The sequence below is a fragment of the Luteolibacter sp. LG18 genome (genome assembly GCF_036322585.1).
Lineage (GTDB): Bacteria > Verrucomicrobiota > Verrucomicrobiia > Verrucomicrobiales > Akkermansiaceae > Luteolibacter.
The window spans coordinates 1564364-1584463 of record NZ_AP024600.1; the positions used below are offsets into that span (position 1 = coordinate 1564364).

At 66.0% G+C, this 20100-nt stretch carries 17 protein-coding genes; 6 read left to right on the plus strand and 11 right to left on the minus strand.

From position 1 onward, the window contains the following. Nucleotides 1-14: 14 nt before the first annotated feature. From llg_RS06530 to llg_RS06550, 5 genes are all read right to left on the minus strand, one after another. On the minus strand, nucleotides 15-1034 hold the full coding sequence (locus llg_RS06530; RefSeq protein ID WP_338288901.1) for an OmpA family protein: 1020 nt from the start codon (nucleotides 1032-1034) through the stop codon (nucleotides 15-17). A 103-nt stretch (nucleotides 1035-1137) separates the two neighbouring features. Then, nucleotides 1138-1890: a LuxR C-terminal-related transcriptional regulator gene (locus tag llg_RS06535; RefSeq protein WP_338288902.1), complete on the minus strand. Its 753-nt coding sequence runs from the start codon at nucleotides 1888-1890 to the stop codon at nucleotides 1138-1140. A gap of 85 nt (nucleotides 1891-1975) precedes the next feature. Continuing rightward, nucleotides 1976-3076 (minus strand): TlpA disulfide reductase family protein, encoded by a 1101-nt coding sequence (locus llg_RS06540; RefSeq protein ID WP_338288904.1) that lies wholly within the window; start codon nucleotides 3074-3076, stop codon nucleotides 1976-1978. A gap of 81 nt (nucleotides 3077-3157) precedes the next feature. Continuing rightward, nucleotides 3158-6595: an autotransporter-associated beta strand repeat-containing protein gene (locus llg_RS06545; RefSeq protein WP_338288905.1), complete on the minus strand. Its 3438-nt coding sequence runs from the start codon at nucleotides 6593-6595 to the stop codon at nucleotides 3158-3160. 219 nt (nucleotides 6596-6814) lie between these two features. Next, a complete protein-coding gene (locus llg_RS06550; protein WP_338288906.1) occupies nucleotides 6815-10489 on the minus strand; it encodes a glycosyl hydrolase family 18 protein in 3675 nt (1224 codons plus the stop codon). A gap of 143 nt (nucleotides 10490-10632) precedes the next feature. Here llg_RS06550 and llg_RS06555 point away from each other — a divergent pair, with 143 nt between their 5' ends. Beyond that, nucleotides 10633-11727: a GntR family transcriptional regulator gene (locus llg_RS06555; RefSeq protein ID WP_338288907.1), complete on the plus strand. Its 1095-nt coding sequence runs from the start codon at nucleotides 10633-10635 to the stop codon at nucleotides 11725-11727. Between the two features lie 40 nt (nucleotides 11728-11767). Beyond that, entirely contained in the window at nucleotides 11768-12850 is a 1083-nt protein-coding gene (locus tag llg_RS06560; protein WP_338288908.1) for a GYF domain-containing protein, read from the plus strand. Between the two features lie 56 nt (nucleotides 12851-12906). On the opposite strand, the gene llg_RS06565 is transcribed toward llg_RS06560, so the two are convergent. Then, complete coding sequence (locus tag llg_RS06565) at nucleotides 12907-14160, minus strand: DUF3472 domain-containing protein (protein WP_338288909.1); 1254 nt, start codon at nucleotides 14158-14160, stop codon at nucleotides 12907-12909. An 85-nt stretch (nucleotides 14161-14245) separates the two neighbouring features. Beyond that, nucleotides 14246-14950 (minus strand): hypothetical protein, encoded by a 705-nt coding sequence (locus llg_RS06570; protein ID WP_338288910.1) that lies wholly within the window; start codon nucleotides 14948-14950, stop codon nucleotides 14246-14248. Between the two features lie 179 nt (nucleotides 14951-15129). On the opposite strand from llg_RS06570, the gene llg_RS06575 reads away from it, so the two are divergent. After that, nucleotides 15130-15468 (plus strand): hypothetical protein, encoded by a 339-nt coding sequence (locus tag llg_RS06575; RefSeq protein ID WP_338288911.1) that lies wholly within the window; start codon nucleotides 15130-15132, stop codon nucleotides 15466-15468. 6 nt (nucleotides 15469-15474) lie between these two features. Here llg_RS06575 and ribD read toward each other — a convergent pair whose 3' ends face one another. Continuing rightward, entirely contained in the window at nucleotides 15475-16578 is a 1104-nt protein-coding gene (gene ribD / locus llg_RS06580) for a bifunctional diaminohydroxyphosphoribosylaminopyrimidine deaminase/5-amino-6-(5-phosphoribosylamino)uracil reductase RibD (protein WP_338288912.1), read from the minus strand. 40 nt (nucleotides 16579-16618) lie between these two features. Here ribD and llg_RS06585 point away from each other — a divergent pair, with 40 nt between their 5' ends. Next, complete coding sequence (locus llg_RS06585; RefSeq protein ID WP_338288913.1) at nucleotides 16619-17176, plus strand: hypothetical protein; 558 nt, start codon at nucleotides 16619-16621, stop codon at nucleotides 17174-17176. Between the two features lie 7 nt (nucleotides 17177-17183). Here llg_RS06585 and llg_RS06590 read toward each other — a convergent pair whose 3' ends face one another. Both llg_RS06590 and pyrE read right to left on the minus strand, forming a co-directional pair. Next, nucleotides 17184-18200, minus strand: a complete 1017-nt coding sequence (locus llg_RS06590; RefSeq protein WP_338288914.1) for a hypothetical protein — start codon at nucleotides 18198-18200, stop codon at nucleotides 17184-17186. A gap of 65 nt (nucleotides 18201-18265) precedes the next feature. Further along, the gene (gene pyrE / locus llg_RS06595) at nucleotides 18266-18832 is read right to left on the minus strand and encodes an orotate phosphoribosyltransferase (protein ID WP_338288915.1); all 567 of its coding nucleotides are present in this window, start codon (nucleotides 18830-18832) and stop codon (nucleotides 18266-18268) included. A gap of 86 nt (nucleotides 18833-18918) precedes the next feature. Here pyrE and llg_RS06600 point away from each other — a divergent pair, with 86 nt between their 5' ends. Together llg_RS06600 and llg_RS06605 are read left to right on the plus strand one after the other, a co-directional pair. Then, nucleotides 18919-19254, plus strand: coding sequence for a hypothetical protein (locus tag llg_RS06600; RefSeq protein ID WP_338288916.1), 336 nt, complete (start codon nucleotides 18919-18921; stop codon nucleotides 19252-19254). 73 nt (nucleotides 19255-19327) lie between these two features. Continuing rightward, on the plus strand, nucleotides 19328-19639 hold the full coding sequence (locus tag llg_RS06605; protein ID WP_338288917.1) for a hypothetical protein: 312 nt from the start codon (nucleotides 19328-19330) through the stop codon (nucleotides 19637-19639). Between the two features lie 195 nt (nucleotides 19640-19834). Here llg_RS06605 and rpmA read toward each other — a convergent pair whose 3' ends face one another. After that, nucleotides 19835-20098 carry a 50S ribosomal protein L27 gene (gene rpmA / locus llg_RS06610; RefSeq protein WP_338288918.1) on the minus strand — a complete coding sequence of 88 codons (264 nt, stop codon included), beginning with the start codon at nucleotides 20096-20098 and terminating at the stop codon, nucleotides 19835-19837. Between the last annotated feature and the right edge of the window lie 2 nt (nucleotides 20099-20100).

The following is a 20100-nucleotide window of genomic DNA, read 5'->3' on the forward strand; positions in this document are numbered from 1 at the left end:
GTGTTGGGGGGAAATCACATCTTCACGATCTCGACGCGGCGGTTCTTCGCGCGGCCCGTTTCCTCGGTGTTCGGGGCGACCGGTGCGGCCATGCCGACCCCGACCGGCACGAGGCTGGCGGACGGAATGCCATACTGGCTGGAAAGCGCGGCGGTCACCGCGGCGGCCCGTTTCATCGAAAGCGTCTGGTTGTGGGCGTACTCGCCCTGGTTGTCGGTATGGCCGACGATGAGATAGCGGCCGCCGCCTTCCTTGATCGCCTTCGCCATCTCCGTGAGCGAGTCGGCGGAGTCCGGCTTGATCTCGGCCTTGTCGGTGTCGAAGTGCACACCGTAGATCGCTATGCGGCCGGTGGTGGTGATGGAGGAGGTGATTTCCGCGGCCTTCACCACTTCCATCCGCGCTTCCATCGGGGTGGTTTCGAGAATGTCGACCCGCACCACGGTCTGGCCCTTCGCCAGCTTGTGGTTGTCCACCAGCTTCTGGAAGCCGGTGGAAACGTCCTTCAGCACGAAGGCATAAAGCGAGACGTAGACGTCGCCGCCGTTCTTCGCCTTGCCCTTCAGGACCGAGTAGCGCTGCTCCTCGTGGTTGAACTCATGCAGGTACTGGAGCTGCTCGGTTTTCAACGCGGTGGGGAAGATGCGCTCGACGAAGCGGTTGTAGCCGTCGTCCAGCTCGTCATTCGCGGCGGTGAAGCTCACCGTGAAACCCGCGGCCTTCAACTCCTGCTCATACTGGCGGTTTGCCTCCAGCGTGGAGACGTCCCCGGGCAGGCGGTAGTAGAGGGTGGTACGGGCGCCCTCGGCGGACTCCTGCTTGGTCGCCTTGAATGCCTGGGTGCCGTAGTCGTACTGGATCTTCTCCAGCGCGATCTTCATCTCGTCGAACTTCGCGGACTTCGCCCAGATGATCTCGGAGCCGGTGACGCGCTTGAGCATCGGGTGGTCCTTCGCCCCGGGTTCATCGGCGGCGGAGAGCGGTGAGGCAAGGAGCACGCACAGGGCGGCGGGCAGAAGCAGGCGGGATTTCATGGGGATCAGGGTGCGCTCGCCGCCGACCCAACAGGCCACGGCTCATCGTCCCGAGTCTCCACGCAATCCGCGTGCGTGAAAATACTTAGAACCGCGTATCTTTTCAGACCCCGTCCGGCTTCCAGCGGGCGGCGGCGGTGCGCGTTTCGGTGGCGGTCTTCGCCAGGATGCGCTGGACGTGCTTGTCCACGGTGCGCGGCGAGCAGCCGAGGATCTTCGCGATCTCGCCGTTGCGCTTGCCCTGGCGGAGCCAGTCGAAGACCTCGCGCTCGCGCGGCGTGAAGGTCGGCGGCGGATCGGACGGCTGGGCGATCACCGGCTTCAGCGCCTGCATGAGGCTGGCATTGCGATGGGCGATCTGGATGTGCGGGGCGGCCAGCTCGAGGATGATGGCCGTTTCCCGGGAGATCGGGCGATCGCGGTTCACCGTCATCGAGTGAATCCACCCCGGGCGGTTCATCAGCACGTTCACCTGGTGCTCGAGCCCGATGGGCCGGAAGACATCCTGGTAGAAGTCGGTCTTGCGGAACTGCCGGCGCGGCATCAGGTCGGCGATGTCGATCACCGGACCGGTGCCGCCCGACTGGATGTAGCTGTAGATCGGGTTCTGCTGATAGAGCACCCGCAGCCGGTTGAATATCTTCTCCTCCTCGTCCGCGGACATCTGAAAATTGTGTTCCAGCGAGTAGAAGCCGGTCGATTCCTCGATCTGATCGAAGGACACCGTGAGGCCCGGCAGCAGGCCGGAGGTGAGGCGGACCAAGTGCTCTCCGAACGCGGTGAAGGGCACGGCTTCGTGCAACCCGGCGATGAAGTCGAGCAGCCGGGCATAGTCCGCGTGGGGGAGGCGTTCCATGATGGAACGCACGCTAGGCAAGTCCCCGCCGGAAAAGCAACTTCAACGCGGCATCATGCGGATTGCATGATGACCGGAGCCGGGATCATTCCTTCGGCGCGGTGGCCGCCTTCCGATCCTCGGAAACCCAGCCGAAGAACTGGCTGGCAGTGGGAATCGTTCCCTGGGCCACCGCCGCGGCGTAACGCTCCATCGGCCCTTTCGGGGCTTCGCCGGGACTGGCAATGAGGGCCTTCGCGGTTGCCAGCGCGCCGTCCTTGTCACCCGCTTTCGCCTGGAGGGCTGCGAGCGGCACCATCTCGTAGTAGCGGCCGGGCTTGCCGCCCTGGGCCTTGATCATTTTCGCCGCGACCGCGAGGCGGAGCTCATCCGGCGCGCCCGGGGCACGGGCGTCATCGCAGAGCGCCCCCGCGAACTGGGTGAGGGGCATCAGCGCGGTGGCGTCGTCCGGCAGACCGGCGAGCGCGGTCTTCACCTCGTTCCAGTCGCCCTTGGCCTGGGCCAGCTCGAATTTCAGCGAGGGCACGGCGCGGCTGCCGGATTTCTCCAGGGCCTCGATCTTCTCCGCCATCACGGCCGTGTCCTTCTTCGCCTGAGCCGCGCGGTAGTCCTTGAAGAGCTGCGTCTCCGCGGCGCGGTCCGCCTTCTGCTTCGCGATCACGCCGAGCGCCTGGGTCTCTCCGTCGCCACCGGCGAGCAGCTTTTCGATCACCTCGTCGGTGAGCTGTCCCGGATGCTGGGTGGCGAGCAGCTTGCCGTCCCGCACCAGGAAGGTGTGGGGGATGCCGGTGACGCCCGCGAGCTTCAGCCAGGCGGTTTCAAATGCGCCGCCCTTGCCGACGAAGGCCACCGGGTAGGACATGCCCTCGCCCTTGGCCTTCACGAATTTCTCGACCTTCTCGTACGGGCCGTCGTCCCAGACATTGAGGCCGATCACCCGCAGGCCCTTGTCGGCATATTTCTTGTGCAGCTCGTTGACGTGCGGGATCGAGGCGATGCACGGACCGCACCAGGTGGCCCAGCATTCGATGAAGTAGAGCTTGCCGGGTTCCCACGCGGCGGGCGCGGTGCCTTGCACGAACTTCGCCTGGCCGAAGGCCTCCGGGGTGACGGCGTCGCCCGCCTGGAGCGCGAAAACTTGGGACACCATCGCGATGGCGGAGCCGAGGATGAGGAGCGGTTTCATGGACTGGAATGTATCGCCAGGCGCCGGGCGGACAATCGTCCGGCCCGGCGCGATTTGCTCAAACGGATTGAACAGGAGGCCTCACGGAGCGGTGACGCGGAGGCGGGTGAAGAGCTTTTCGAACGAACCCGCCGGAACGGTGACGGTGACCTTCCGGAAAGTCCCGTGGTCCTCGAAGGAATACATCTCCGGACCCACGGGATACCATTCCCCGGTCGCCATCGTCGGCGAATATTCCATCACGGGAACGTAACCGCCGTCCTCCGCTTCCTTCTGAAAGTCGAAGGTGATCGTGAAATTCGAGCCCGAGCGCACGGCGGTGGGTCGCTTTCCGGAAACGCCGGAAGCGGGATTCGCTCCCAGCACGTATTCCACCAGGTTCGCCAACCCGTCCTTGTCCGGATCGGCGGAGCCCCCGAGCACGACCGCACCGCCGCTGCCGGCATGGTAACCGAGGATCCAGGTATCATAGGCCGTAGCCGCGGTGAGCGTGACGTTCTTGCCGCCGTCGGCGTAGCGGATCAGGTAGTTCGTACCGCCCAGGGCGAAAGCGGCGCCCTCCGGCAGACCGGCGAAGGTGCCGGTAAGCGTGCCGGTGTAGGTGAGCAGGGTGAACTTCGTGCCCGGGGCGGGTGCCACGGTGCCGAGGTTCGAAACGGACAGCGCCCCGCTGAGCGTGAGATTGCCTGCGCCGGTGCCCAACACCGCGATCTTGTCGGCCGTGGTGTCGTCGGTATTGATCTGCGCCTCATAGATACCGGCGGCAGCGATATTCAGATTCGCCGCGGTGCCCGCCACCGTGATCGTGCCGATCGGAGCGGACGGCGTGCCCGGAGCGAGGATACCGCTGATGGCCGTGTTTCCGAAGGTGCCCGTCGCCGCGATGCGGGTGCCCGCGGAACCGGAAAGCGTGCCACTGCTGTGCGTGGGGTTCAGCAATTGCAAGCTGCCCGCGGACACCGTGGTGGAGCCGGAATAGGTGCTGTCCGCGGAAAGCGTGACCGCCGCCGTGCCGGTGAGGTTGAGGCTGCCCGCCCCGTTGATCGCGCTGCCGAAGGTGAACGTGCCGCTCCGGAACAGATTCAACGTGGCCCCGCTGGAGATGGTCACCGGAGCACTACCGAAAGAGCCGGTGCTGCCGCCCGTGCCCAGCAGCAGGATGCCGCCGGTGACGCTCACCGCGCCGGTCACCGGCACATCGCCGTAAAGGGTCACCGTGCCATTGCCGCTCTTCGTCAGGTTTCCGGGAACCGAGAAACCCTGCACCACCGTCAGCGAGGTGCCGGTGGTGTTGTTGCAGGAGAGCTCCGCGTTTCCGGTGGCGGTGAACGCACCGGTCCACAACGACTCGGTGCCGATGGTGTGCTGGAGAATGCCGCCCGATTCGAGCGTCACCTGCGACGAGTAGGTGCCCGGGTTCGCCGCCTGCGCCGTGCCACCCGCCTTGATGCGGAGCGTGGCTCCGAATGGATCCGGGCCGTAACCGGCGAGGCTACCGCCCTCGACCACGGTGTGGAGGTTCTTCGAGACGCCGAGCAGATACACTTGGCTGGTACCGGTCTTGGTAAGGGTGAAGCCGTCGCCGTCCAGCACCCCGCTGCTGCCGATGTCGAAATTGCGCGGGCCACCGATCGTCGCGTCTCCCGCGAGCGTCACGTTGCGGATGCCCGCCGCGGCCACGCCGGTGAAAGTGATGTCGGCGCTGCTGTTGGCGAGCGCGGGCAGGGAACCATCCCCCGTGCCCGAGATCGTGAGGTCCACCATCCGCGAAACCGCGGTCATGCCCTTGCCATTCAGGTCCAGCGAGGCCCCGGAGGCGACGGTCACGCCGGAAGTGAAACCGAGCGCCTGCGCGGTGCCGAGGATCAATCGCCCGGCGTTCACGGCGACGGGGCCGACGAACGTGTTGGTCCCGCCGAGCGTGACATTGCCGGTGCCGGACTTGGTGATGCCCGCGCCCGCTCCATCGATGGCGCCGCCGGTGAGCGTGTAGTCATTGCCAGCGAGGTTGGTGAAGGTCACCGAATGCGGGGTCATGGTACCTGCCAGCGTCACCGTTCCCGCGACACCATCGCCGAAGACCACCGCATCGGCGTTGAAATACCGGTTGTCACCGCCATCCCAGTTCGCGGAGCCGTTGATGTCCCACGTTCCGTTGGCCGAGGCGTTGAGCCAGGTGCGGGTCTGGCCGTCGAGACCGGTGATCTGGGCGGAGGTGGCCCCCACCGTGAGCGAAGGCGTGCCGCGGTAGTTCGCGGGATTGAAGCTCAGCGTGCCCGCGCCGCTCTGCGAGGCATAGGTCATCAGCGTGAGCGTGCCGGTGCCCGGCGCGGGAAACATCGAGGGTGAAACCACCGTGCTGCCGGTGAGGTTCAATGCGCCGCCGATGGCGAGGGTGCCGTGGGCATTCCTGTAGGTGATCGCGGCATTGGTCGAATCCAGCGTCAGATTGCCCGCCACCGAGGTCCCGGCCCCGAGGGTGGTGGTGGCACCGGCGGCGGTGGCGACCGACATCGAACCGCCGAGGGCACCGGGGAAATTGAAATTGCCGCGCGCCAGGCTGAGGGTGCCCGTGTAACCGGCGGCGCTGCCGAGCAGCGACACGGTGCCGGTGGTCGTGGCCGGGCTGTTGATCTCCAGATTGCCGGTGCCCAAGAGGTTCCCGCCGATGAAACCCGCGGCGGTGGTATTCACGCCGAGCCGTGCTCCCGCGGCGGCGACGGTGACATGGCCCATCACACCGCGGTTGTTTTCCAGACGGATGGCGCCCGTTTGTGCGGCGGTGTCGGCGCTGTTGGTGTAGCCGGTTCCCGCGATGGTGAAGGAATTGCAGACGCCGGTGGAGTTCAGATACGCCTGGCCTCCGGAAGCGACGGTCACGGGCCCCGCGCCGAAGGCCATCACGTAGCTGTTGGCGTTCACACGGCCACCGTTGATGGCGAGACCGCCCTTGTAGCTGTTGGACCCCTGAAGCACCAGGATGCCGGGGCCCTCCTTGGTGATGCCGAAGGTGCCACTGCCATCGGTGACCGGAGAGGAGATCGAAAGCTGGGTGGTGCCGCTGTTCGGAAAGGCGGTGGTGACCACCAGGTTGTCCTTCAGGAGCACCGAGCCGGGGCTGATGTTGTTGGTGGCCACTCCACCGGCGTTCGGCACCGTGATCGTGGCATCGGCAGTACCGGTCTGGTCGAAGATGAGCTGGGAAGTGCCCGGCGTGCCGGCGTTGACGGTGAATCCCAGGTAGCTCGTCGCCGAGTCCCCGATGTTCAGCGCGCCGAGCGTGCGGTTGCCCGCGAGGCTGATGGAGCGCGCGACGGTGATGTTGTTGGTGAGGTTGGCGATGTCACCGACACCGTTGGGCACGCCTCCGGTCCAACTGGAAGTGGTGCCCCACGTGCCCGCGGCATCGACATTCCAACTGCCGGCGACAGCGGTGGCCGGAGTGGCGGTGGAGGCGAGGAAGACGGCGGACGCCAGCGGACGGGCGATGGCAAGACGGAGGAATGCTTTGGGTTTCATGATGCAGACAGACAGAACAGGGGTTGTCGGACATGCCCGGTGAAACGGCGGCTTCGCTGCGTTGGAACGCTCGCGCCACCGGTTCACGGGGATTTCTCAACCTCACGCCCTAAAGCACTCTCCAAGCCGCCGCGATGAATTCCATGCAACGGCATTGTTCAAGATACTTGAACACGAATGCGCAGTATTCCGCTGCAAGTAATGATGATCTAACATCCATCACTTCACCCGTATCTCGATCCGCGCGAAGGCCGCGGGCCGGGATGACATGGGGACGGTGTCCCGCCACACCGCCTCGAGCTTGCCGCCGCCGAGATCGACGGTCTGATGGAGGACCATCAGTCGGGACGGGGTGAAGGACGGGGTGGTGGAGGCGAGAACGCGGTACTCCACGTTGTTCGCGGTGGTGTCCGCGGGAACGACCACGCAGAAGTAGCCGGCGGTGGTGCCGGAAACCGTGAGGGTTCGTTTCTCGCTACGAGGTCCGCCGTAGTTCGTGGTTTGCGGGGCGGTACCGTTGAGGAACTCCAGCAGGTTCGAGCGGCCGTCGCCGTCCGGGTCCGCGGCGTAAGCGGTGGTGGCGAGGCCCTTGGCCGCGGCCCAGCTGGCGAACGAGCTGCCACCGGAGCCGACCGTCTGGCCGTTGAGCTTGAGATTCACGGGCTGGGACGGCGTGCCCGAACCGATGATGCCGATCGTGCCGGTGGTGTTATTCGCCAAGGTGTAGCCTCCCCAGGTGGGATTGGTGGCGGTGTGGGTGCTGCCGCTCTTGCCGCCGTACACACCATCCCACATCGAGGACACGGTCCACGCGGCATCGAACTGGAGGTTCCAGGTGCTGAGCGCCGCGCCGGTCTGATTGGTAAAGCGCAGCTCGCCCTGGAACCCGCCGGCCCACGAATCGGTGACCACCAGCGAGAGCGCGGCTCCGGCCGCTGCGGCGTGGGACGTCCAGCCGTCCTCCGAGCTGGGGCCGCTGCTGTCGTCGTTGGTGATGGTGCCGGTGGCCGTAGCGGTACCGAGCGTCGCGCCGGTGGGATTGGAAAGCGCGAGCGTGAAGGTCTCGTCCGCTTCCACGGTTTCATCGCCGTCGATGGTCACCGCGACCGTCTTCGAGGTTTCGCCCGCGGCGAAGACCAGCGTACCGCTACGGGAAACGTAGTCGCTGTCCGCGGTGGCGGTGCCGTTCGCCGTGGCGTAGTCCACGCTCACGGAGGTAGCCGCGGCCTTGGAGAGCGAGACGGTGAAGTTCAGCACGCTGGTGCCCGCATTGCCTTCCATCATGCTACCACCGGTCACGGACACCACCGGAGGCCCGCTGGTCGATCCGGCGATCCATTCCGCGAAGGCATTCGAGAGATCCGGGTGTGAAGCGTGTTCGTGGCCGATCTCCCAGCAGCCGACGCCGCGCACCGTCGCGCCACCCGCCAGCACGGTGCCGGTGGAGGACAGCAAGCCGTCCATCTTCCGCTTCATCGCGTCCGGCGGCGTGAACCACTCGCCGTTGATCTGCACCTCCAGTGCATTCGGATCGATGGCCGCGGTGTAGGCCACCTGGTTCGCGGCCCAGGTGTCCCGTACCGAGGACCACGAGTGGTTGCCGGAGCCATAGAACGGCAGGCCGACGATCACCTTCGATGCCGGGAACCCCTTGCCCAACACGTAATCGACGCCGCCCTTCACCGAAGCCTCGGGAAGCTGGTCGTTCGCCAGCGTCCACTGGGTGGAGCCCGGCTTGCGCAGCGGACCGTTCGCCGGGTTCTTCCAATCGTAGCCGAAGTAGAAGAAGAAGTCGGTGCAGTTCCCGAGCGTGGCGAAATCGAAGCCGCCGAGGTACCAGCCCGGACCGCTGCCGAACATGACGATGTAGCGGGAATCCGCCGCCTTCACCGTGGCGTGGAGCGTCTGCATCAGCGCGGTGAAGTTCGCACGCGAGGTGCCGGCATCGGCGGGGAACTCGTAATCGATGTCGACACCGTCGAGGTGGTTCGCCTGCAGGAACGCGACCACGTTGTTCGCGAAGGTCTGCCGCAGCGCGGGGCTGGCGGCGATGGTGGCGTACTGATCCGCGAGCGCTGCCGGATATGCGCCGCCGATGCTCACGATCACGGATTTCCCGAGCGTGTGACCCTCGTTCACCACCGCGGGCAGGTACGAGGAGAACGATCCCAAGGTGGTGCCGATGGTGCCGTCCGCCTTCGGCTCGGCAAAGGCGGTGACGATCACGTCGTAGGCCTCCAGGTTCGCGGCCTGCAACGCGGCGGGATAGTCGGCGATGACCTGGTCCTGACCCTGCGCGTTGCGGAGGCCATTGAGATACCCCATCACCAGCGGATGCGAGGGCAGCGTGTTCAAACCCCGCTGCGGTCCCGTGGCGGGGGAGGGGCCCTCGGTGCCATCGGCGGGCACGGCGTCGCCAGCGAGCACGGAATTGACCACGTTCACCAGCGGGGAGTCTGTGGAGGGGCTGTAGGGCAGCTTCGCGGAGTTGTCCTGGATGGTTCCGGCGCGCAGGTCGCCGTAGGCATGCCAGACAATGACGCCGCCAAGGTTCTGCGTGCGGGCGTATTCCACCTTCAAGCCGATGCTACGGGAATCATCGTAGCTGAGGAACGAGGTCCCCTTGATCAGGTACGGTACCTTCGCCACGTCATCCCAATGGCGGGTCCAGCCGGTGAGATTCTGGCGGATGTACTCGTAGTTCGGCGTGGCGTCGTAGTCGCCCCACGTGGCGAAGTCCGCGCAGGTGGTGATCGGGCCATCCGGCTGCACGGTTTTCTGGACCTTCACGGTGGTGCCACCCAGCGCCGCGGTGCCGGAGCAGATCACGCCGCGGCCGTAGAACGGCAGGCCGAGCGCGATCTTCCCCCGCGGCACCCCCTTCCCGATCAAGAACTGCACGGCGGTGTCGCACGAGGCCGCGCCGCCTTCTTCATCCGGATACGCGTACAGCGGGGCATTGTGTCCGGCCTTGTCCGACCAGCCGCCTTGGACATCGTAGGTCATCAGGTCGATGGAATCGAGCAGGCCCGCCACCGCCACCCAATCGAAGCCCGCGAGCTTGGCGGGCGCGCAGCTCAGGGCCGCACTCATCTGTTTGCCCGAGCCGATCGCGGCGCGCACCTCCTGCATCAGCGTGACGAAATTCGCGTAGTCCGCCTGGGTGCCGGTGAAATTCATGCCGCCGGAGGTACCGGGATATTCCCAGTCGAAATCGATGCCATCGAAGCCGAGCGCGATCAGGCGCTGGCAGTCCGCGACGAAGCGCGCGCGCTTCACCGGATCCGCGGCCATCGCGCCGTAGTGCTTGCACATGCTCCAGCCGCCGATGCTGGCCATCACCTTCACCCCCTTCGCGTGGGCCAGCTCCAGGACCCCCGGCATGGTGCCCGGCACGTGGTAGGGCACCGGCATCGGCCCGGTCAGGCCGCTCGGCACGTGCCGCCAACCGCCGTTGTAGGACTCGAAACCCGCCGCCGTGACCTGCGCGGTGAAATTCCACTGCGGGCTCAGCTCGCCCCATACCAGGTAGTAGTCCCAGGATGAATAGACATCTCCGTTCAACAACGGCGCGGGAGCCTGGACCTGCCCGGCTTGGTAGATGTTCGGATTCCGGAAATCGCCGCTGTGCAGCGAGCCATCCTCCGCCACGCCGAAGAACGAGAAGTTCAGGTGGGTGTACTGGGAGTAGTCGAGGTTGAGGTGGTTGAGAAAGCCCTGCTTCGGAAGGCCCGCGGTGGTGCCTTTCCATGCGTCCCACTGGGTGATGTAGCCGATCACGCGCTTGCCATGGCTGGCGGTGGTGCGGGTCGGCAACGAGTCCGCGCCGCCCGCCGCGTAGGCGCAGAGGGGGAGGAACGGCAGCAGGCCGCCGAGCAGAAGGGTCCGGAACATGGGAGCTGTGTTTGGGGAATCCGGGAGGAGAATCCACCGAATCCATTCATCCCTGAAGATCCCGGAATCCATTGGCAATGCGTGATTCCGGCGTGATCTGTTCAATCGCCTTGAACAAAATTCCGGTAATTGCATGCTGAATCATGACCCCGGTGAAGCGTGCCCTGCTGGTCGACGATACCGCCGCCCACCTGCGGCGGCAGATCGGCGCGGGCGCGTTTTCGGGTGAGCTTCCATCATGCCGCCAGCTCGCGCGATCCCTGCAGGTGAGCGTGCCAACGGTGCTGCTGGCGTTGGAGCGGCTCACCGACGAGGGCCTGCTGCTGCGGGGAAAATCGCGGCGGCCTTACCAGCTCGCGGCGCAGCCGGGGAAACCGTCGAAAGTTGACCAACGGCGGCGGCTGATCTTGGTGATTAGCGCGAAGCCGCTCGGCGAGTTCGAGGCGAACAGCCGCGCGGCGGTAGACCGGGTGATGTCCGACTGCATGCAGCATGGCTGGGAGTTCCAGCACCGCTTGATCCCGTATTCCGATGCCCGGCGGTCGAGCCCGCGCTGGGATGAAATGCTCGACGACATCCGGCCCTCGATGCTGGTGGCGCTGGCGGGCAACAAGGTGCTGGCGGAGTGGGCGGTGCGGCGGGGAGTGCCCACGCTTTTCGTCGGCGGGGTGCCGGGCGAACACGCCGTCACCGCCATCGGGGTGAGCCTGCGCGACCGCCTGGAGGTGGCGATCGATTCGCTGCTGCGGCTCGGCCACCGCCACATCTGCCTGCCCATCTGCGGCCTGCAGGAGTACTTCATCCAGGCGATGCGCCAGCAGCTCGAGGAAGCGCTGGCCGCGCGTGGGATTCCCTTCGTGCCGATGTACCACGCCCCCGGCACCCCCCACCGCAGTCCCACGGCGATGGTCTCGCTGCTGGGCAAGGTGTTCGCGGCGCGGGTGCCCACGGCGATCATCCTGGTCGAGTGGATCGATTTCGTCTCCGCCTCGGCGCTGCTGGCAAAGCATGGGCTGGCCTTCGGCAAGGACGTGGTGGGGGTGGTGCTCACCTACGAGCCCCATCTCGAGTGGTTCCAACCGCGGCCCGCCCATTTCCGGCTGCCCTTGCAGCGGTTGCAGCGCACGCTGAGTGAGTGGCTGAAGAACCCGAACGCCCCGCGCTTCCGGAAGGGCGGCCTGATGCTCCAGCCGTGCCGCTTTTACGAAGGCGATGCCTTCCGCGGGCCCGCCGCCTGAGCGGCTTGCACCCGGCCCGTGATCCCACTACGAAACGATCATGGATGCATGGTACTACGGCAAGGACGGCAGACAGGGAGGCCCGGTCACTTGGGACGCCTTGAGAGGACTGGCAGCCTCCGGGCAACTCGCACCCGGTGACCTGGTGTGGACCTCGTCCATGAAGGATTGGAAACCCGCCGCGGAAATCCCCGGTTTGTCTTCCACTCCGCCTTCCCCGATCTCCGGAGCTGAGGCGAGCAGCCCCTATGCCGCGCCTCCCTCCACGTGGAACCCGGCACCGGCGGTAGCCCCCATCGAAGGAGAACCACTCCCCGAGGTCGCCCCCGGCAGCGTCCAAATCGGCGTGGGCGAATGCATCTCGCGGGCGTCCACCTTGGTGCTGCGGCATTTTGGAACCATCCTGCTCGTGGGAGTGGTGTATGTGGCGCTGACCTTCGCCGTGGGGTTCGCGCTGGGACTCGTCGACACCGCGCTGGGCCTGAAGCCGGTGAACACGATGGTCCACTTCGACCCCACCCACATGCGGGTCGGACCAACGGGCACCCAGGCGGAGGAGGAGCCGTCGAACGAGTTCCCGACCACCCACCGAACCCGCGTCTCTACCTTCAACCGCTCCTCGGACGGCGGACTCCTGAGCCAGATAGGCGGACAAATCCTGAGCGTCTTCCTCTCGCTCGGCTGCGCCCGCATCGGCCTGAATCTGGTGGACGGCAAGGAAGCCGATGTCGGAATGATGTTCGGCGAGGGGCGGAAGCTGCTCCGAGCCATCGGGGCCTCGATCCTCTACCTCCTGATGGTCGGCCTCGGGTTGATCTGCCTGCTCGTGCCCGGCATCTATCTGGCGATGAGGTTCGGCCTCTACCGCAAGGCGATCGTCGACCGCGACCTGGGGATCATGGACGCGTTCCGCTACAGCTCGGACCTGACCACGAACAACCGCATGAACCTCTTCGGACTGGCGGTGCTGTGCTTCCTGATCACGATCGCCGGTGCCATCGCGCTGTGCGTGGGCCTCCTCTACGCGGTCCCGCTGGTGTGGCTGGCCGAGCTGGTGGCCTACCGCTGGCTGCAACGCGGACCGCAGGTGCTTCAGGACCGGCTGCGGTTTCCGTGGCGGTGAAACCCCGCCATCCGCACCCACGCGCCAGCGGGGTGCGGTCGTAGCTTCGCGCGACCTCAAATCCCCGGCAGCGGCGGCAGCTTCAGGTCGCTCGGCGGAGTCTTGGTGGCCGGGCGGTCGAAGGGCGTGCCGTATTTCACGGACGGCTCGAGGAAGCCGCCGTTGCTGAGGAAGAAGCGGCCGTGCTCGACGCCCATGTAACGGTCGAGGCGGTCCTCCTTGCCGGTGCCGTCGTGGCTGAAGCTGGCGCGGGTGATTTCGATCCACTCGCCCTTGTCGGTGCGGACCCACTGGTTGCCGTAGTAGCACTTCCGCTGGAGCTGGCCGTTCGAGCCGCCGAAGTTCTCGCTGAAGCTGTAGAGGCCCTTCAGCCAGTCGCCGGTCTTCGGGGCCTTCCAGCTGGAAATGAGCATCCACTTCTTCTGCTCGGGGTGGAACCAGAAGCCGGAGTACACGGTGTGGCTGGCATCCAGCACCTTCGCGGTGACCACGAAGCGCTGGGTCGAGCCGGTCTTCCAATTGTAGACGAGGTGGCTGTGGCCGCCGGTGCCTTCGTTGCCAAAGTCACCGCTGTCCACGCCCTCGCCCTTCGCGATGAGACTCGTGCGGTTGTCCGCCTCGACCTTGGAGCGGTCCTTGGCCTCGCCGCCCGCGTCCCACACCGAGAAGATGATGCGGCGCTCGGTGGGGCTGTTCACCTGCATGCCGAAGTAGCCGCGGTTCCAACCGCAGACCATGTAGTAGCTCGCCACCGGATCGGTGGCGGCGGTGGCCTCGCAGTAGAAGGCCTCGACGTTCACGTCCTTCGGGTTCGGGTAGGACAGGTGAACCGACGCGGCGTTGCGGCGCTCCTTCACGTTGAAATGCGCGTCCTTCGCAGCCGGGCCATCGAGCACCAGATCGCCGACATCGCCGTTCGTTTCACCGGGGCGGTTCAGCGACTCCAGCAGGAAGCGCTGGTAGCCGGTGGCGCGGGTGATCGTGAAGCTGCCGAACGGGACCGCCACCGGGCTGCCGGTGCCTTTCACGGTGGCCTCGCGGCTCTTGCCTTCAACCGTCAGGCGCAGGCGCGATTCCTTGCCCGCGGGCAGGTTCACCTCCACCGAGCAATCCAATTTCCCGGCGGTCTTGATCTGGCCGAACCATTCGATCTTCAGCTCCGGCTTGGTCCAGCCGGTGATCGGTTTGTTCTCGGAAATCCGCGCGCCATTCGCCTCGGGCTCGAGGTAGGCGCTGTGGGCGGGAATGCGGAGCGGGTCGGCATGGAGGCCGCCCGCCATGACAAGCAAGGCGAGGATCGCGGGTTTCATGATGCGGACAAACGAATGACAAACGAGAGCCACCAGAACGGAGGCAGCCCGTCCACCTCTTTCACCCGGGACCTGGTCCAGGCCGTCAACCGTCGGTGGGCTCGTGGAGGCGGCGACGGATCTTCGCCTCCGGGCCCTCTTCCTGGATCAGCAGCAGGCCCTTGAAGATGTCGATCAGGCCGCCGGTGCGGTGCTTGTCCCGCTGGAACTGCTGGAACGCGCGCTCGTACTCGTCGGAAAAGCGGTCGGAATCCTCCAGCGAGGAATCCGCCGGCAGGTGGCTGAGGACTTCCTGGTGGAGGCGCTGGGCCTCGGCTTCGCCGTGTTTCCGGCGTGTCTCGACGCGGGTGCGCGCCGCCGCGAGGTAGGCGCGGATGACATCGAGTTGGCCTTCGACCGATTGCCACAGTTCGCGCCAATCGGCACGGTCGTCGAGGTCGAGCGAGCTATCGAGCCGGGACGAGAGACCGTGCAGGGTTTCATGCAGCGCTTCATCGCGGGCGACCACCACATCGAATCCGACGAGCGGGGAGGTGGACTCGCTTTCGAGCTCCTCTCCCAAGCGCCCGGTGTAGAGGCGGATCTCGGAAAGCAACGACTCCGCCTTTTCCCAGCCGGAGCGCCAGGCGGCGTCCGAAGCCACGGACGGGAGCGCCCGTTCCCCGAACGCGCGGGTTTCCCCGAGCATGGCGTGGAGGTCGGAGTCAGCCTCGGTGAGGTGCTGGAAGTCCGCCCGCAGGGCCTTGTTGATCCGCGACAGGACGAACACGTTCGAAATGGAATCGCTCATGGCTGGAAATGGTTGGTGATGATGGACGGGCCGCGATCACACGGCATGGATACCATTCCAACATACGCCCAACCCCGGCCAGGTGCAAACCTGCTCCGCGGGAACCGGGAGATTTCGGGGGTGAATAGGCCGGGAGGGGGAGTCGTCCAAGGGGACGTAAACCACAACCACCCACTGCCATGAAACGCATCGCAATCTCCCTTGCCGCCGCCGCGCTCGCGTTCTTCGGTGCGACCCCGAACGCGGAGGCCCGCCACTACAGCAGCAGCTCCCGGGTCTACGTCAGCAGCTACGCCCGCTGCGGTTGCCCGATTTACGTCCAGCGCTACGTCGCCTTCTACGACGGCTGGGGCCGCCCGGTCTGGCGCACCCGTATCCTGCCGATCCGCCACACCTGCGGCTGGGGCCGCCCGGCTCCGTACTACGGCAGCTATAGCCGGTCCTACACGCCCTACTATGGCGGCTACACGTACGGAGGCTACGGCTACCGCCGCCCCGGCATCGTGATCCGGTTCTGATCCCGGCTAACCCCGGACGACCGGCGCGCGCATCCGCACGTCATCGCCGATGCGCTCGTAGGTGACGTCCGCCAGTTCCAAGGGCACGGGCAATCCCGCGCCCGCGAGCGCCGGAACATCCCCGCCACACAGCAGCGGCGCGAGGTAAACGACGATCTCGTCGACGCACCCAGCCTCGAACAAGGCGGCGGAAAACAGCCCGCCGGCCTCGACCAGGACGCTGAGCACGCCCTGTTCCGCCGCGAGGCGGCGCAGGGTGTCCGGTAGATCCGCGACGGGGCGCACCAGGGTGCGGTCCCGCCATTCGTCGGTGAAAAGGTCCGCGTCCCGCGGCAACGAATCCGGCTGGCCGGTGACCACCACCCGCCACGGTTGGTTCCGGCCCTCAAGCAGACCGGGTTCCCGGATGGTGAGCTTCGGCCGGTCGCGGCGCACGGTTTCACCGGAGGTGAGGATCGCATCGACCTCGCCGCGCAGCCGCTGGACATCCGCCCGCGAGGCCGGGCTGCTGAGCCACTGGCCCTCGCCCGGCGGGCGGGTCAGGCGGCCGTCCAGGCTCATGGCGGTCTTCCAGATCACCCACGGGCGGCCGGTTTCCTGGACTTGGAAAAACGATCGCAAGAGGGCGGTGGCCTCCGCTTCCCGGACTCCGGCGAGCACCTCGATCCCGGCCTCGCGGAGCAGGGCATCGGCGCGGCCAACGTGGGCCGGATTCCTGTCGGTGACGGCGTAAACCACGCGCGCCACCCCGGCCTCGATGAGCCCCACGGTGCACGGCGGCGTGCGGCCATAGGTGGAGCAGGGCTCCAGGGTGACATAGGCGGTGGACCCGCGGATCGCTTCCGCGCCCGCGTTCCGCAGCGCGTCCGCGAGGGCTTCCCGTTCGGCGTGGGGACGGCCTGCGGCCCGGTGCCAGCCGCGCCCGATGAGCGTGCCATCCTTCACCAAAACAGCCCCCACCGGGGGATTCGGTGCCGTGCGGCCCACTCCCTTCGCAGCTTCCTCCAGGGCGAGGCCCATCCAATGCGCGTCATCCACGCCGCCAGCTTCCGCGTTCCCGCCGCCGGCGGCAAGCCCGGCCACGGAATCCCAGTTGAAACCCGCCCTCATCTCCTACATGGTGCAGGAGTTGTAGGAACCTCCACACACCATGAAAACCCCGCTCGTCCTCCTGCCGGTGGCTTGTCTCGCGTTCCAATTCGCCGCCGCCGCGGATTCCGCGCCACCCGCACCCGCCAAACCCGCCGCCACGCTCACTCCCTACCAGGAAGGCATGGCCGCCGTCGCCGCGGGCGATCCCGTCCTCGCCGAGGCCAGCTTCAACAAGGCCCTCAAGCAGGATCCCAACAACGCCAATGCCCGCTTCCAGCTCGGCGAGGTGCAACGCAACGCCGCCTCCATCGCCGCCAAGGGCCGCGAGATGAAATTCGGCAGCGTGATGATCGAGAAAATCCAACTCGACAAGGCCAAGCCCCAGGAGGCCCTCGACTACCTCGGCACCCTCGTCGGCAAGGGATCGAAGGACACGATCGCCGCCAACTTCATCCTGGATGATCCGAAGAGCATGCTCGCGACCAAGGAGATCACCCTCAAGCTGGCCAACCTGCCCGCGCGCGCGGTGCTGGACTACATCCTCGGCCAGATCGGCGCGAAAGCCCGCTTCGACGAGCACGCGATCGTGGTGACCCCGAAGCCGGGCGCTTCGTAACGGGGCTTCACACTCCGACCATCATCGAGACATGGGCGGCCGTCAGCTCGCCCATGGTCTTGCAGTCTCCGAAGCCGCTGGTCTGGTGCATCTTGTCGAGGTCCCGGGCCAGCGTTCCCACATGGGAGCGCGGCGCCAGTTCCTCGCGCCGCATGATACCGAGCAGCGCCTTGAGCCGGCTGGCCTCGACCTTGGCGCGGCGCGCCATCTGGGCGTGCTCCTCGGCCACGTACTGGTCGATGGTCTTCCGGTTCAGCACCTCGAAGGCGAGCTTGGTGATGCTGCGGTTCGAATCGAAACGGTAGGCGAGGTAGATCTTGCCGCGGCTCTCGTACGACTGCTGGTCGAAGTCGATCGGCCGCACCCGGTACTGGACCTCCTCGAAGTCCGGGGTGATGTCCACGACGTAGTTCACGCTGCGCATGTCCCCGAGCAGGCGGATGAAGCAGCGCTCGTTGAACTTGGTGAACTCCTTCGCGATGCGGACCTTGTTCAGGCCGGGGCGGTTCAGGTAGTCGTTGAGGAAGACGTTTCCCGGCACGCCGGCGATGTGCTCCTCGATCAGCGTGTTGCCGTTGACGAAGTAGTTGATGCGGTTCGGCGACAGGATGTGCTCGAGCTCCAGGCCGTAGATGCGGGAGGCGTCCGCGATCTTGACGTAGAAGTAGTCCGAGTTGTCGTTGAAGAGGTTCGTGATCCGGACCCGGAACGGGCGCGAGTTTCCGAAATCGCCGAAGTCGATGCGGTCCACGCTGAGGTGCTCGTGGTGCTCGACCTCGCCGCCGATCTTCAGCTCGGCGTAGATCTGGGTGAGCTTCGGCTTCAGGTCGGCGAAGACCTCGGGCGGATACATCACCGTGAGCCACAGGGTTTCCTTGCCCTGCGGGTCGTCGTACGGGATCGCCCCGGTGAAACGGCAGAGGTCGTTGTAGACCTGCGGGATCTCCCGGTAGCGGTCGAAGTGGTACAGGTACTGCCGCAACGGGCCGGAAACCGGGTACTGGATCTTGCGCCGGGAAATCATGGGTGGAGGGACAGTCTAGCGGGCGGGACCGCGGGGTCGAGACATTCACGGTCCCAGGGGCCGCGTCACGCCTCGTCGAGGAGGGTCTTGCGCGTGAAGAGCGTGAGCACCGGGATGCCGCGCGCCTCGATCGCCTCGCGGCCGCCTTCCTGGCGGTCCACCAACACCAGCGCGAACGCCACCTTGCCGCCCTCGCGCTCGATCACGTCGATGGCCTTGATGGTGGAGCCGCCGGTGGTGATCACATCATCCACGACGATCACCGTACTTCCTTCCTTGAAGTTGCCTTCGATCTGCTTGCCGCGGCCGTGGCCCTTCGGCTCCTTGCGCACGGTGAAGACCTGCAGGGCCTCCGCCGGGTGTTGCTTCGCGGAGGTCATGCCCACGGCCAGCGAGATCGGGTCCGCGCCGAGGGTCATGCCGCCGATGGCATCGATCTGGAGGCCTTCCGCCGCGATGCGCTCGCGTACCGCCGCCCAGCCGAGCTCGCCGATCAGGTTCGCGCCGAAGGGATCGAGGGCCGTCACGCGGCAGTCGATGTAGAGATCGCTCTCCTTGCCGGAGGCGAGGGTGAAGGTTCCGGTGCGGACGGACTTTTCGAGGAGGAGGGACTTGAGCGCGGCGGCGGACATGGGGAAAAGACTCAAGAATCCAGAATCCAGAAGCAAGAGTGGAGAAGCGCCTTGCGGGGCAGCCCAGCGGCGGCTAAATTCGATGCGTGGACACGGAACCACTCGATCGTTCCGGCCGGACCGTGAGCGTGGAACGGAAGAGCTTCCGCTGGGCAATCGCAGGTTGCCTGTTGATTTTGCTAGGAGGAGCTTCCTTTCTCTTCGGGCAACTGTGGGGGATGGACCTGATTCACCGGATGACGACTTCCAAGCTCGGCCTGGTGGAGTATTCGGCTGAACTCAACCGGATTTCCCGAATGTGCGGTCCATTTATCTGGGGTGGATTGATCGCGGGCGGCATGGGTGCTTTGGTGTTTCTCATTTCCTTCATCATGTGGTTGGCAGCTGTGCTGGACCGGCGAAGCGGAAACCCACCGCAATAGCGAGGCTGGCGCTTGCCTAGACGGGAGTCGGGCCATTACATGCGGAGGCATGGGAACCGCACCAGACACCGCCTTGACGGAAGCCCGTGAGATGGAACGGAAATGGTTTTTCCGCACATTGCTTTCGTCGCTCGCCACCCTACTCGCGTACGGAACCGGGCTTGGCATCGGTTGGTGGGGCAACAAGCTGACCGCGGAAGCGAACCTGGCCTTGGCCAATGGCCATCCGGAGGTGCTCGAACAAACGGGCGCCCGGATGCAGCCGCTCTTCACCGCCTACAAAATCTCGCTGGTGACGCTGCTGTTCGCCGGCCTGCTGTTTCTCGTGTCGCTGGTGTTCTGGCTGCTTTCGATGCGGCAGCGGCGCGGGTTGAAAGGGAGTTGAGCCTTCAGGCGAGGAAGGTCTTCCGGGGGGCGGAGTCTCGAGTGTTTCGAAATCCTCTTGGGTTACGTTGTCCACCGAGCGGGATTGGTCTGGACATCGCCGCTCCATCTCACCCTCCTGAAGGCTCGACTCCGTACACGAAAAAGCCGCTGCCCTTGCGGGAAGCGGCTTTTGGAAATTTTCGCAGCGGATCGCTCAGTTGGCGGCGGCAGCCACCGGCTGGCCGACGTTCACGCGGCGGCCATCGCGGTCGAAGAACACGCGGCCATCGGTGACGGCGAAGATGGTGTGGTCGCGGCCGATGCCGACGCCCACGCCCGGGTGCCACTTGGTGCCACGCTGGCGGATGATGATGTTGCCGGCGATGACAGCCTGACCGCCGAACTTCTTCACGCCGAGGCGCTTGGAGCGGGAGTCGCGACCGTTCTTGACGGAACCTTGTCCTTTCTTATGGGCCATGT